Genomic DNA, 14,075 nt, shown 5'->3' with positions numbered 1-14,075 from the left:
CGACCTTCGGGGGTGCCCGGCTCGGGCACCCGTACGGCCTCCCCCTCTGTCATCAGTACCTGAGAGCTTCGCCGTCCCCGCGGGGACGGCTTTCACCTTCGGTGAAGACCTGTCCCACGAACGGCGCTCCCGGGGCGGGTCCTGCTTTCCAGAGTGACCTCGCCCCTGCGGTACGGATGCCTGAGAGATTCCGGGGAGGATTTGCTCCTTCGGCGCCTCCGAACCGCCGCTGCGGCACGCTTTCGGAGGACTCTCCCGCATGGGGTCTACGGCTGCATCCAGCCTACCAGCGCGTTCTGGACAGCGGCGGACCCGACATTCGGGTCGACATCACCCGCGATGTGGCTTTTGGTGGTAACCAACAGCTCTCGCCGTTGGTTGGAGGGACCGTGCAGACCGATATCGATCCGCGAAGCCTCATCGGCCGCCGCGCCTTCGACCGTGACGGTACGAGGATCGGCACCGTGGACGAGGTGTACCTCGACGACGCGACCGGTACACCGGAGTGGGCGGCCGTGCGGACCGGCCTTTTCACCCGCGACGCGTTCGTACCGCTGGAGCCGAGCGAACTGGTGGACGACGGCCTCCGGGTGCCGTACAAGAAGTCCCTGATCAGGGACGCGCCGGACTTCGGCGTCGGGCGGCATCTGTCACCCGAGCAGGAGTTGCAGCTCTACCACCACTACGGCATGGACGTGCCGACCGTCGCGGACCAGGACAAGGGGCCGCCGCCCGACTTCGGCGAACTGGCCGGCGGGGACCGGCGCCCGAAGGACAGCAGCTAGGGCCGGGCCCCGGCGTCGCCTACAGCCCCCGCCGGGGCCTGGCGGCCGCGGAGCGGGAGCGGCTCGGTCCTGGACAGGGCGGGATCGTCCACGGCGAAGGTGCGCACCCGGCCCGGCACGGTGTCGGCGGGCACCTCGAAGCGGACCGTGACCCGGCCGACCCCGCTGCCCTGCACCCACCCGGCGCCGTACTCGGTGTGCTCGACGTCCTGGCCCGGCACCCAGCGGCTGGCCCGGTCCGGCTCCGGCGGCGGGGTGACGGGCAGCTCGGGCGGGGCGTCCTCGCCGGGATCGGCGCCGGAGTCCGAGTCGCGCAGATTCTGGGCCGCCTGGGCGAAAAGGTCCTCCTGGGTGAAGTCGGCGAGCCCGGACACACCGACGCCGAGCAGCCGCACCCCGCCGGTGGTGTCGACGGCCTCGGCGAGCCTGCGGGCGGTCTCCTTGACGACGGCGGGGTCGTCTGTGGGCGCCCGCAGCGTCTCGGAGCGGGTCAGGGTCGAGAAGTCGTACCGGCGGATCTTCACCACCACCGTCCGCCCGGAGCGGCCGGCGCCGCGCAGCCGCTGGGCGCAGCGGTCGGCGAGCCGGTCGATCTCGTACCGCACCCGGGCGCGGTCGTTGAGGTCGGTGTCGAAGGTGTCCTCGACGGAGATGGACTTCACATCGCGGTCGGCGACCACCGGCCGGTTGTCGAGCCCGGCTGCCATCGCGTGCAGCGAGCTGCCGTGCGCCTTGCCCAGCAGCCTGACCAGCTCGGGTTCGCCCGCCTGCGCGATCTCGGCGACGGTGAGGATGCCGGCCCGCCGCAGATGCTCCGCGGTGGCCGGTCCCACGCCCCACAGGGTACGTACCGGCAGCGGGTCGAGCAGCGCGCGCTCGGTGCCCGGCTCGACCACCACCAGGCCGTCCGGCTTGGCCTGCTCGGAGGCGATCTTGGCGAGCAGCTTGGAGCCGGCCAGGCCGACCGAGGCGGTCAGCCCGGTCGCGGCCAGGATGTCGGCCCGCAGCCGCTCGGCGACCGCCCGCGGGTCGCCCGCCAGGTCGCCCGCCTCCAGGTCGACGAAGGCCTCGTCCAGGCTGAGCGGCTCTATCAGCGGCGACACTCCGGCGAGCAGCGCCATCACGATGTCGCTGATCCGCCGGTAGATGCCGAAGCGCGGCACCAGATACGCGGCATTCGGGCACAGCCGCCTGGCGTGCGCCATGGCCATCGCGGAATGGACGCCGTGCACGCGCGCCTCGTAGGACGCGGTCGCCACCACGCCGCGGGGCCCGAGCCCGCCGACCACCACCGGCTTGCCCCGCAGGCTCGGCTTGGAGGCCTGCTCGACCGCGGCGAAGAACGCGTCCATGTCCAGATGGAGGATCGTCGGCGCACTTCTCACACCCTCGATCGTGCCGCACCGCACCGACAATCGCCGTACATGCGTACGGCACGGCGCCGCGGCGGACGCGTGCTGCGGTACGTAAACGTGTACGGCCGGCCGGTCCGGGGGCGGCTCTAGACCGCCCGGTTGCGCCGCCTGGCCAGCTCGTCGGCCGCATTGTGGCCGATCAGGGTCTCGCCGGTGTCCACGCGCTCCCCGTGCAGCTCGGACAGCGAACTCTCCACGTCCCGCCACACCACGCCCACCGCGATACCGAAGACCCCCTGGCCGCCCTGGAGCAGGTCGACGACCTCGGCGGGCGAGGTGCACTCGTAGACCGTGGCGCCGTCGCTCATCAGGGTCATCCTGGCGAGTTCCGCCGGGCCCACCGAGCGCAGGTGGCGTACCGCCGTCCGGATGTTCTGCAGCGACACGCCGGTATCCAGCAGCCGTTTGACGATCTTGAGCACGACCACGTCGCGGAAGCTGTACAGCCGCTGGGCGCCCGAGCCGTACGCCGGGCGGACGCTGGGCTCGACCAGTCCCGTACGCGCCCAGTAGTCGAGCTGCCGGTAGGTGATGCCGGTGGCCGCGCAGGCCGTCGGGCCGCGGTAGCCGATCTGCTCCGGCTCGGGGTCGCCGGCGGGCGCCGTCCCCGCCGTCCCCGGCTCGGCGGCGCGGGCCAGCGCCCCCCGGGTCGGATACGGGCCGCCGGTCGCCGAACCGTCGCCGGTGCTTCTCACGCCGCCCTCCGTCCTTCGCGTCCCGAACACCGCGCACGTGCCACGGGACTTGCCACTTCGACGGTAGGCAGTCACCAGGGGTGCGTCAACGATCGCCACACTCGGCACGCCGAGTGAAATTCACCCCACGAGTGGTTTGATGTGACCGGCTCCGGGAAGACCTCCCCGAATGGCCTCACAGAGGCAACCTTGCCCTGTCGACCGGGCCGGTCCGGCCCCGGTCGGCCGGCCGGCCGGATCACTGGTTGCTGGTACCGAAGTCCTCAGGCGAGATCTGGTCGAGGAATTCGCGGAATTTCTCCACTTCGTCCTCCTGCTCGTCCGGGATCGCGATCCCCGCGTCGTCCAGCACCCCGTCGCTGCCGTAGATCGGTGTCCCGGTGCGCAGCGCGAGCGCTATCGCGTCCGACGGGCGGGCGCTGACCTCGACACCGCTGGCGAAGACCAGCTCCGCGTAGAACACACCCTCCCGCAGGTCGGTGATGCGGACCTCGGTGAGCGTCTGCCCCACGGCCTCCAGGACGTCCTTGAACAGGTCGTGCGTCAGTGGTCGCGCAGGCGTCATCCCCTGCTGCGCGAAGGCGATGGCGGTGGCCTCGCCCGGCCCGATCCAGATGGGCAGGTACCGGTCGCCTCCCACTTCACGCAGGAGCACGATCGGTTGATTGGAGGGCATTTCCACCCGGACACCCACAACATCGAGCTCGTTCACACGTCAACCCTAGGACGTGCCCGCCGGGTTTGGGTAGTCGGGCAGCCCTCGCGCCGCCCGCGGATGCTGTTCGAACAGCGCGATTCCCCGGTCAGCGCAGGCGCAAGCGCAGTGCGGACCGCAGCATGGCGGCATGCAGCCGAACGGACAGCTCGGCCAGCTCCTCCGCGGTGACCTCGGCGTGTCGGCGGGTCTGCGGGTTGCGGTGCCTGCGCAGCGGCGCCACCAGCTGCTCCACGAGGCCGGCCTCCCGGTCGGCCGCGGCCTTCACCGCCCGCAGATGCCGCGGTTCCAGACCGTAGCGGCCCAGATCGGCGATCAGCCGCCCGATCACGACCGTCTCGGCGTCGTAGCCGCCGTCACCGCCCGCCCCGACCAGGCCGTAGGACTCCCACTGGTCCAGTTCCACCGCACCGGCCCCGGTGGCGGCCAGCAGCTCCTCCCGGCCGACCCGCAGCTCCTCAGGGGCGCGCAGGGCGTCCTCAGGGCCGTCCTGCGGCTGGTCCTGGCCGCCGCCGACACGGGCCGGCAGCGTGGGCTGCTCGCCGCGGTCCAGGCTCTCCAGATGCTCCTTGATGACCCGCAGCGGCAGATAGTGCTCCCGCTGCACCCGCAGCACGTACGCGAGGCGCAGCACGTCGCCCTCGGCGAATTTGCGGTAGCCGGACGGGGTGCGCTGCGGTTCGACCAGGCCCTCCGCCTCCAGGAAGCGGATCTTGGAGATGGTGACCTCGGGAAATTCGTCCCGCAGCTGCCCGAGCACCGCGCCGATGCTCAGCAGTGCGCCGTCCGGGGTGGCGGTGCCGTCTCCGGCACCGCCCGACGTTCGCGGCATGCACACCTCTTCTGGACGGTGAGGATCCCCCCGGACGGCGTCTGGGGAGTCAGACGCCCCGCTGGCTCGCGTAGAACACCAGCCGGTACTTGCCGATCTGCACCTCGTCACCACTGGACAGGGTCACCGCGTCGATCCGCTCCCGGTTGACGTAGGTGCCGTTCAGGCTGCCCACGTCGGAGACGGTGAAGAAGCCGTCCTGGCTGCGGCGGAATTCCACGTGCCGCCGGGAGACGGTGACGTCGTCCAGGAAGATGTCGCTCTGCGGGTGCCGTCCCGCCGTGGTCAGCTCGCCGTCCAGCAGGAAGCGGCTGCCCGAGTTCGGACCGCGGCGCACCACCAGCAGCGCGGAGCCGGGCGGCAGCGCGTCGACGGCGGACTGCGCCTCGGGCGACAGCGACGGCATGATGGTCTGGCCGGTGGCCTCGGCCTCGTACGCCTCGATGCCCGAGATCGAGATCGTGGATGTCGTCTCCGACGCGCGCTCGAACGGAGCGCCGCCGGGGCGCAGCGGTGCGCCGCAGTTGGAGCAGAAGCGGCTGGCCGCCGCGTTCGTGTGACCGCACCTGCCGCAGACCGGCAAACCGAACCCTCCACCCGTGGTCGAGGTTGATGGTTCCCCGGAACCTATGCGAGCGGACGACGCAGGGTCAACAGGCGCCACGCCGGGCGCACCCGAATAGCCGCCCCGGCCCTGCCCGTCGTTCCTGAACAGCGGGCGGTCGCCGGACTGCTCGTCCTCCGGCGTGCTCCGTGGCGCACGGTGCCGTGCGGTCGCCGGGTCACCCGACTGCCGCGCGCTCTTGCCGAACAACTTCCCAAACAACTTCACGGGCGATTCCCCTTGAAAGACGCAGACCCGCCCGTAAGGCAGGACGAACCCTCACTACACACAGTTTCCACCACACAGCAGTCCACCGACGCCCCGACCCCCCGCCTCACCGGGATGACGACCGAGCGTAGTCAGGCTGGTTCGACGGCCGCAAGGCGTCCACGACGACCTTCTGCGACCTCACCACATCAGCCGTGGCCTGCTCCTTCTCCAGCGTCTGCACGACCCCGCCAGGGATGTTCAGCGCCGGCTCAAGATCCTGCGGATTTCCGATCACTTCGAAGACGTACGGCTGGGACACCCGGTGGCCGTCGATCAGCACCCCGTCCGTACCGTCGGTGAAATACGTGTCCGCGACCACCCGCACCGCGTTGATCTGGATCGCCTCGGCACCGGCCGCCCGCAGCTCCTGCAAGGTGTCGAGCAGCGAGTCCGCCGCGACAGCGCCGTGCGGATCGGTGACCGTCAGCGTGATGCCCGGCCCCTCGGCGGCGACGGTGCCCGCAAGGATACCCAGCTGCTGCTCCTTCTGCCGGGTCTGTTTGAGCGCCTCTGCGGCCTGGTCGGAGCTGGACTGCAACTCGGTGCGCTGTGTCTCCAGCCCGCGTTTCTCGTCCTCCAGGCGCTGGGTGCGGTTGTCCACCTCGGTGAGGATGCGCACCAGGTCCTCCTGGCGGGCGCCGCGCAGGGTGCCGCCGTTGTCGCTGGTGGTGTTCACCTGGATGGCCAGGCCCAGGCCCAGCACGAAGAGCAGCACGGCGACCGTCAGCTGGGCACGTGAGGCCCGCGGCGGCCACAGCCCGGCCAGCAGCCGCTGCCGGCCGCTCGGCTGCCGTAGGGCGGGCTCCGGCGCTGTCGGGCCGGACGGCTCCGCCGGGGGCGGCTCCGCCGGGATCCGGCCGGGAGAGGTCGGGCCGGCCGGGGTCTCCCCCGGCTCGGGGCCGGGCCCGGAGGCGGACTCAGTGCCCGGCCGGTGATCGCGTTCGTCGTCGCGTTCGTCGCTCATCGCGCGGTCACGCCCGGAAGACGTGGCGGCGGATGGCCGCGGCGTTGGAGAAGATCCTGATCCCGAGCACGACCACCACACCGGTCGACAGTTGCGCGCCCACCCCGAGCTTGTCGCCGAGGAAGACGATCAGCGCGGCCACGACCACGTTGGACAGGAAGGAGACCACGAAGACCTTGTCGTCGAAGATCCCGTCGAGCATCGCGCGCAGGCCCCCGAAGACGGCGTCGAGCGCGGCGACCACGGCGATCGGGAGGTACGGCTCGACCCCGGTCGGCACCACGGGGCGCACCACGAGACCGACCACGACTCCCACGACGAGGCCCAGTACGGCGATCACTACGAACCCTTCCCTGTTGCGGCGTTGTCCGCCGGCCCGCTGCTGCCCCCGACCGGCCGGGCGTACCGCACGATCAGGCTGGGCGCGGCCGGCAGGCGGACGTCCTTCTCCACGGTGACGCTCGCCCGGATCCCGTAGTTCTGCTCCAGCACGTGCAGATACTGACCGTCCGCACTGTCCTGGAAGGCCGTGCTCAGCTTTTCCCCGTCACCGATCGCCAGCACCGTGTACGGCGGCACCAGCGGTCTGTTGTCGACCAGTATGGCGTCCCCGGCGGCCCGGATCGCCGACAGTGCCGTCAGGCGCTGCCCGTTGACCGTGATCGCCTCCGCGCCGGACGCCCACAGGCCGTTCACCACGCGCTGCATGTCGCGGTCGCGGACCCGCCCGGTATCGGAGAACCCGCTGCTCTCCCGCGGGCCGCCGGTGCCGCCCTGGGAGGCCTCCTTGGCGTCGTCCACGACCAGCTTCACCCCCGGACCGTGCGCGGGCGTCCCGCCCGCCAGCAGTTCGAGCAGCCGGCTGTTGTCGCCGCCGTGGTCCTGCAGCGCCGCACGCTGTTCCGCGGACACTGTGTCGCGCAGGCTGTCGACGTTGTTCTGGAGGCTGTCCGCGCTCCTGGTCTCCGACTGGACGCGGTCGATCAGCTTCTGCCGCTCCTTGGCCTCGGTCGGGGCCGCCCGATGTGCCTGGGCGGCCCCGACCGTGAGCACGATCGCGGCCAGCACCAGGCCCCCGGCCAGCCCGAGCCGGCCGCTGAGCGACGTCGGCAGACGGGACGTGCCGACCTGGCCGCGGCGGGCCGCCGCCTCGGCGTACCCGTCGTCGAGGCTGTGCTCCATGACGTTGGTGAGCAGGAACATCGAGGCGTCGGGCCGCCGAGGAGCAGTCCCGCGCGCGGGACTGCTCCGATCGGATCGCGGCTGCGGCATGCCGCACATCGTCGCACGTCGTGACCACCACACTCGAACGGCCCCCTCGCGGCACGCCGTTCGGCTGCGGATTCACCGCGGAGTCACTCCCCGGCGCCCTCCACGACCTGCGACCACTCGTCGAGCAGCGCCTGAGCCGAGGCGTCGTCCGGGCCTTCCGCCCACAGGTGGGTGACCGCTTCCGCAGGGTCCGGCAGCACCATGATCCAGCGCCCGTCGGACTCCACGACCCGTACGCCGTCGGTGGTGTCCACCGACCGCTCTCCGGCCTCCTCGACCACCCGGCGCATGACCGAGCCCTTGACCGCCCACGGGGTCGGCACGTCCCGCTTGAGGACGTGCGCCTGCGGGATACGGGCGTCGATCTGGCTGAGGGTGAGCTGGGTGCGCGCCACCAGGCCGATCAGCCGCACGAAGGCCGCGGAACCGTCGAAGACGCTGCTGAACTCCGGCACGATGAAACCGCCGCTGGCGTCACCGCCGAAGATCGTGCCCTCCTCCCGGCCGACCCGGGTCAGGTCGTCGGGCGACGTCGTCGTCCAGGTGACCTGGGTGCCGTGGTAGGCGGCCACCTGCTCGGCGATCCTGGTCGTGGTGACCGGCAGCGCCACCCGCCCGCTGCGCCGCTCCGCGGCCACCAGGTCGAGCAGCACCAGCAGCGCCCGGTGGTCCTCCACGATCCGCCCGCGCTCGTCCACCAGGGACAGCCGCTCGCCGACCGGGTCGAACCGCACGCCGAAGGCGGCCCGCGCCGACGACACGATCTCGCCGAGCCGTACGAGCCCGGCCCTGCGCGCCTCCTCGGTCTCGGTGGGACGCGCCTCGTCCAGACCCGGGTTGACCATCAGCGAATCGACCCCGAGCCGGCCGAGCAGCGAGGGCAGGACGAGCCCCGCACTGCCGTTGGCGGCGTCCACCACGACCTTCAGGCCCGACTCGGCGATACCCGAGATGTCCACCGCACGCAGCAGCGCGCCGGTGTACGAGTCGAAGACCGTCGACGGGAACCGCAGGTCGCCGATCTCGCCGGGGAAGGCCCTGCGGTACTCCTGCCGGGCGAAGACCCGGTCCAGCTTGCGCTGGCCGGCCGCCGACAGGTCGGCGCCCCGCTCGTCGAAGAACATGATGTCGAGCGAGTCGGGCCGCCCCGGCGAGGTGCGGATCATGATGCCGCCCGCGCTGCCGCGGGCGGTCTGCTGCCGGGCCACCGGCATCGGTACGTTCTCCAGGTCCCGGACCTCGATCGCGCTGGTCTGGAGGGCCGAGATGACCGCCCGCTTGAGTGCGCGCGCGCCACGGGAGTGGTCACGTGCGGTGGTGACGGTGGCGCCCTTCTTGAGCGTCGTCGCGTACGCCCCCGCCAGCCGTACGGCCAGCTCGGGTGTGATCTCGACGTTCAGGATGCCGGACACCCCGCGGGCGCCGAACAGGTTCGCCTGGCCGCGGGACTCCCAGATCACCGAGGTGTTGACGAAGGCGCCGGCCTCGATCGTCTTGAACGGATAGACCCGGACGTTGCCCGCGATGATCGACTCCTCGCCGATCAGGCACTCGTCGCCGATCACGGCACCGTCGTCGATCCGGGCGGCCCGCATCACATCGGTGTTCTTGCCGATCACACAGCCGCGCAGGTTCGTCTGCGGGCCGATGTAGACGTTGTCGTGCACCACGGCCTTGTGGAGGAACGCACCCGTCTTCACGACGACGTTGGACCCTATGACGCTGTGCTCGCGGATCTCCGCGCCGGCCTCGACCTTGGCGTAGTCACCGATGAACAGCGGCCCGCGCAGGATGGCGTCCGGGTGCACCTCGGCGCCCTCGGCCACCCACACGCCGGGAGAGATCTCGAAGCCGTCGACATCGACGTCGACCTTGCCCTCAAGAACGTCCGCCTGCGCCTTCACATAGCTCTCGTGAGTGCCGACATCCTCCCAGTAGCCCTCGGCGATGAAGCCGTAGATGGGCTTGCCTTCCTTCATCAGCTGCGGGAAGACGTCACCCGACCAGTCGACCGAGACATCGGCCTCGACGTAGTTGAAGACCTCCGGCTCCATGACGTAGATGCCGGTGTTCACCGTGTCGGAGAAGACCTGGCCCCATGTCGGCTTCTCCAGGAACCGCTCGACCCGGCCCTCGTCGTCCACAATCGTGATGCCGAACTCCAGAGGATTGGGCACACGGGTGAGGCAGACGGTGACGAGGCCGCCCTTCTGCTTGTGGAACTCGATCAGCTCGGTGAGGTCAAAATCCGTGAGCGCGTCACCCGAGATCACCAGGAACGAATCGTCCTTAAGGGCGTCCTCGGCGTTCTTGACACTGCCCGCGGTGCCGAGCGGCTTCTCCTCGTTCGCGTAGGTCAGCTCCATTCCGAATTCTTCGCCGTCCCCGAAATAATTTTTCACCAGGGACGCGAGGAACTGGACTGTGACGACCGTCTCAGTGAGTCCGTGCCTCTTGAGCAGCGTCAAGACGTGCTGCATGATCGGCCGATTCACCACTGGGAGCAGAGGTTTGGGCATGCTTGAGGTCATTGGGCGAAGGCGGGTACCTTCGCCGCCGGCCATAACAACCGCTTTCATGTCGGAAACATCCTCCTCGTGACTCAGTCAGCCGTGGTGTCCGCCCTGACAAGTCGGCGGACCTGTACCACGTAGAGGATCCCTGCCCACCAGTACAGGGTTGTACCCCAAACAGTGAACGCCCAGCCGAAAACAGCTGCCAGTGTCGCAAGCCAACCGCTGCCGTCGCTGAGCAGCAGCAGCGGAAAGGCGTACATGAGGTTGAAGGTAGCCGCTTTCCCGATGAAGTTCACCTGGGGTGGGCCGTAGTGGTGTCTCCTGAGAATCAGCAGCATCACGGCCATCATCGCCTCACGGGCGAGCAGCAGGATGGTGACCCACAGCGGCAGGATCCCCCGCCAGGTGAGGCCGACCAGGGTGGACAGCACGAACAGCCGGTCGGCGGCGGGGTCGAGGAGCCGGCCGAGGCTGCTGATCTGATTCCAGCGCCGGGCGAGCTTGCCGTCCAGATAGTCGCTCACACCGCTGAACGCCAGCACCAGCAGTGCCCACCCGTCGGCCTTGGGGCCGCCGAACTCGGGCCACAGAATCAGCCACAGGAACACCGGCACGCCGACCAGGCGGGCCATACTGAGGATGTTCGGGATCGTGAAGATCCGATCCGTTTGCACCCGTGTCTCCTGGACCTCCACCGGGTCCCCTCCTGCTGTATCTACGTGCGAACATTGCGGGCCGACTCTACCCCAAGCACAAAAAAGGCCTGGCCTCGGATCAAGGATCCGAGGCCAGGCCTCTAATAATTGTTCGGCGGTGTCCTACTCTCCCACAGGGTCCCCCCTGCAGTACCATCGGCGCTGAAAGGCTTAGCTTCCGGGTTCGGAATGTAACCGGGCGTTTCCCTAACGCTATGACCACCGAAACACCATGAAACACACACCACCACCCGGACCGCCACTGATGACAGTACAGGTGTGTGGTGGCTGGTTGTTTCAGAACCACACAGTGGACGCGAGCAACTGAGGACAAGCCCTCGGCCTATTAGTACCGGTCAGCTCCACCCCTTACGAGGCTTCCACATCCGGCCTATCAACCCAGTCGTCTACTGGGAGCCTTACCCCATCAAGTGGGTGGGAGCCCTCATCTCGAAGCAGGCTTCCCGCTTAGATGCTTTCAGCGGTTATCCCTCCCGAACGTAGCCAACCAGCCATGCCCTTGGCAGGACAACTGGCACACCAGAGGTTCGTCCGTCCCGGTCCTCTCGTACTAGGGACAGCCCTTCTCAAGACTCCTACGCGCGCAGCGGATAGGGACCGAACTGTCTCACGACGTTCTAAACCCAGCTCGCGTACCGCTTTAATGGGCGAACAGCCCAACCCTTGGGACCGACTCCAGCCCCAGGATGCGACGAGCCGACATCGAGGTGCCAAACCATCCCGTCGATATGGACTCTTGGGGAAGATCAGCCTGTTATCCCCGGGGTACCTTTTATCCGTTGAGCGACGGCGCTTCCACAAGCCACCGCCGGATCACTAGTCCCTACTTTCGTACCTGCTCGACCCGTCAGTCTCACAGTCAAGCTCCCTTGTGCACTTACACTCAACACCTGATTGCCAACCAGGCTGAGGGAACCTTTGGGCGCCTCCGTTACCCTTTAGGAGGCAACCGCCCCAGTTAAACTACCCACCAGACACTGTCCCTGATCCGGATCACGGACCGAGGTTAGACATCCAGCACGACCAGAGTGGTATTTCAACGACGACTCCACCACGGCTGGCGCCATGACTTCACAGTCTCCCACCTATCCTACACAAGCCGAACCGAACACCAATATCAAGCTATAGTAAAGGTCCCGGGGTCTTTCCGTCCTGCTGCGCGAAACGAGCATCTTTACTCGTAGTGCAATTTCACCGGGCCTATGGTTGAGACAGTCGAGAAGTCGTTACGCCATTCGTGCAGGTCGGAACTTACCCGACAAGGAATTTCGCTACCTTAGGATGGTTATAGTTACCACCGCCGTTTACTGGCGCTTAAGTTCTCAGCTTCGCCACACCGAAATGTGACTAACCGGTCCCCTTAACGTTCCAGCACCGGGCAGGCGTCAGTCCGTATACATCGCCTTACGGCTTCGCACGGACCTGTGTTTTTAGTAAACAGTCGCTTCTCGCTGGTCTCTGCGGCCACACCCAGCTCAAGGAGCACGTCCCATCACCGAACATGGCCCCCCTTCTCCCGAAGTTACGGGGGCATTTTGCCGAGTTCCTTAACCATAGTTCACCCGAACGCCTCGGTATTCTCTACCTGACCACCTGAGTCGGTTTAGGGTACGGGCCGCCGTAAAACTCGCTAGAGGCTTTTCTCGACAGCATAGGATCATCCACTTCACCACAATCGGCTCGGCATCAGGTCTCAGACTATGTGCCACCCGGATTTACCTGGATGACGTCCTACACCCTTACCCCGGGACAACCACCGCCCGGGCTGGACTACCTTCCTGCGTCACCCCATCACTTACCTACTACCCCCTTGGGTCAGCGGCTCCACCACTCCCCCTCACTCCGAAGAGATCAGAGGCGGCTTCACGGCCTTAGCATCAAAGGATTCAGCACTGGGCGCTTTACAGCGGGTACCGGAATATCAACCGGTTGTCCATCGACTACGCCTGTCGGCCTCGCCTTAGGTCCCGACTTACCCTGGGCAGATCAGCTTGACCCAGGAACCCTTAGTCAATCGGCGCAAGAGTTTCCCACTCTTGTATCGCTACTCATGCCTGCATTCTCACTCGTGAACCGTCCACCACTGCCTTCCGGCGCAGCTTCACCCGGCACACGACGCTCCCCTACCCATCACAGCAGGCGTTGGCCCTCAATGCTGCAATGACACGACTTCGGCGGTACGCTTGAGCCCCGCTACATTGTCGGCGCGGAATCACTTGACCAGTGAGCTATTACGCACTCTTTCAAGGGTGGCTGCTTCTAAGCCAACCTCCTGGTTGTCTCTGCGACTCCACATCCTTTCCCACTTAGCGTACGCTTAGGGGCCTTAGTCGATGCTCTGGGCTGTTTCCCTCTCGACCATGGAGCTTATCCCCCACAGTCTCACTGCCGCGCTCTCACTTACCGGCATTCGGAGTTTGGCTAAGGTCAGTAACCCGGCAGGGCCCATCGCCTATCCAGTGCTCTACCTCCGGCAAGAAACACACGACGCTGCACCTAAATGCATTTCGGGGAGAACCAGCTATCACGGAGTTTGATTGGCCTTTCACCCCTAACCACAGGTCATCCCCCAGGTTTTCAACCCTGGTGGGTTCGGTCCTCCACGACCTCTTACAGCCGCTTCAACCTGCCCATGGCTAGATCACTCCGCTTCGGGTCTTGAGCGTGCTACTAAACAGCCCTATTCGGACTCGCTTTCGCTACGGCTACCCCACACGGGTTAACCTCGCAACACACCGCAAACTCGCAGGCTCATTCTTCAAAAGGCACGCAGTCACGACACCAAGCGCAAGCACTTGATGCGACGCTCCCACGGCTTGTAGGCACACGGTTTCAGGTACTATTTCACTCCGCTCCCGCGGTACTTTTCACCATTCCCTCACGGTACTATCCGCTATCGGTCACCAGGGAATATTTAGGCTTAACGGGTGGTCCCGCCAGATTCACACAGGATTTCTCGGGCCCTGTGCTACTTGGGTGATCTCCAAGAGAGCCGCTCATGTTTCAGCTACGGGGGTCTTACCCTCTACGCCGGACCTTTCGCATGTCCTTCGCCTACACAAACGGTTTATGACTCTCCGACCGGCCGGCAGACCGGTCAAGGAAACTCCCACGACCCCGCACACGCAACCCCTGCCGGGTATCACACGTGAACGGTTTAGCCTCATCCGGTTTCGCTCGCCACTACTCCCGGAATCACGGTTGTTTTCTCTTCCTGCGGGTACTGAGATGTTTCACTTCCCCGCGTTCCCTCCACATACCCTATGTGTTCAGGTATGGGTGACAGCCCAT

11 protein-coding genes, 2 rRNA genes and 2 riboswitches (1 of these 15 cut by a window edge) are annotated in these 14,075 nt (G+C 67.2%); of the genes, 1 reads left to right on the top strand and 12 read right to left on the bottom strand.

Translation table 11 applies throughout. The annotated features are described in order from the left end of the window. Positions 1–39 precede the first annotated feature (39 nt). Positions 40–157: riboswitch (glycine riboswitch) on the bottom strand. Between the two features lies 1 nt (position 158). Beyond that, a riboswitch (glycine riboswitch) is annotated at positions 159–268 on the bottom strand. A 121-nt stretch (positions 269–389) separates the two neighbouring features. Beyond that, on the top strand, positions 390–785 hold the full coding sequence (locus tag OHA86_RS33410; RefSeq protein ID WP_329181384.1) for a PRC-barrel domain-containing protein: 396 nt from the start codon (positions 390–392) through the stop codon (positions 783–785). On the opposite strand, the gene OHA86_RS33405 is transcribed toward OHA86_RS33410, so the two are convergent. The 12 genes from OHA86_RS33405 to OHA86_RS33340 form a co-directional block, all read right to left on the bottom strand. Further along, positions 782–2,170, bottom strand: coding sequence for a DNA polymerase IV (locus tag OHA86_RS33405; RefSeq protein WP_329181382.1), 1,389 nt, complete (start codon positions 2,168–2,170; stop codon positions 782–784). The two genes, OHA86_RS33410 and OHA86_RS33405, sit on opposite strands and share 4 nt — an antisense overlap. A gap of 116 nt (positions 2,171–2,286) precedes the next feature. Continuing rightward, positions 2,287–2,895 (bottom strand): MerR family transcriptional regulator, encoded by a 609-nt coding sequence (locus tag OHA86_RS33400; protein WP_329181381.1) that lies wholly within the window; start codon positions 2,893–2,895, stop codon positions 2,287–2,289. 238 nt (positions 2,896–3,133) lie between these two features. Then, positions 3,134–3,607, bottom strand: coding sequence for a bifunctional nuclease family protein (locus tag OHA86_RS33395; protein ID WP_031518684.1), 474 nt, complete (start codon positions 3,605–3,607; stop codon positions 3,134–3,136). Between the two features lie 91 nt (positions 3,608–3,698). Beyond that, positions 3,699–4,442 (bottom strand): transcriptional regulator FtsR, encoded by a 744-nt coding sequence (gene ftsR, locus OHA86_RS33390; protein ID WP_329181380.1) that lies wholly within the window; start codon positions 4,440–4,442, stop codon positions 3,699–3,701. Between the two features lie 49 nt (positions 4,443–4,491). Next, positions 4,492–5,316, bottom strand: coding sequence for an FHA domain-containing protein (locus OHA86_RS36190; RefSeq protein WP_443072037.1), 825 nt, complete (start codon positions 5,314–5,316; stop codon positions 4,492–4,494). A gap of 64 nt (positions 5,317–5,380) precedes the next feature. Then, positions 5,381–6,280 (bottom strand): DUF881 domain-containing protein, encoded by a 900-nt coding sequence (locus tag OHA86_RS33370; RefSeq protein ID WP_329181379.1) that lies wholly within the window; start codon positions 6,278–6,280, stop codon positions 5,381–5,383. Positions 6,281–6,287: 7 nt separating this feature from the next. Next, positions 6,288–6,620, bottom strand: coding sequence for a small basic family protein (locus OHA86_RS33365; RefSeq protein ID WP_033175851.1), 333 nt, complete (start codon positions 6,618–6,620; stop codon positions 6,288–6,290). Continuing rightward, positions 6,620–7,561: a DUF881 domain-containing protein gene (locus tag OHA86_RS33360; RefSeq protein WP_329181376.1), complete on the bottom strand. Its 942-nt coding sequence runs from the start codon at positions 7,559–7,561 to the stop codon at positions 6,620–6,622. The genes OHA86_RS33365 and OHA86_RS33360 overlap by 1 nt, the downstream gene beginning before the upstream one ends. Before the next feature lie 74 nt (positions 7,562–7,635). Further along, positions 7,636–10,131, bottom strand: coding sequence for a mannose-1-phosphate guanyltransferase (locus OHA86_RS33355; protein ID WP_329181374.1), 2,496 nt, complete (start codon positions 10,129–10,131; stop codon positions 7,636–7,638). A gap of 23 nt (positions 10,132–10,154) precedes the next feature. Further along, positions 10,155–10,763, bottom strand: a complete 609-nt coding sequence (locus tag OHA86_RS33350) for a CDP-alcohol phosphatidyltransferase family protein (protein WP_329181373.1) — start codon at positions 10,761–10,763, stop codon at positions 10,155–10,157. Positions 10,764–10,873: 110 nt separating this feature from the next. Then, positions 10,874–10,990, bottom strand: a 5S ribosomal RNA gene (gene rrf, locus OHA86_RS33345). A gap of 99 nt (positions 10,991–11,089) precedes the next feature. Continuing rightward, positions 11,090–14,075 (bottom strand): 23S ribosomal RNA (locus tag OHA86_RS33340); it runs 140 nt beyond the window's last position.

The sequence above is a fragment of the Streptomyces sp. NBC_01477 genome (genome assembly GCF_036227245.1).
GTDB lineage: Bacteria > Actinomycetota > Actinomycetes > Streptomycetales > Streptomycetaceae > Actinacidiphila.
The sequence above is the reverse complement of the archived record's forward strand: the minus strand, read 5'-3'. Positions and strand labels throughout refer to the sequence as shown.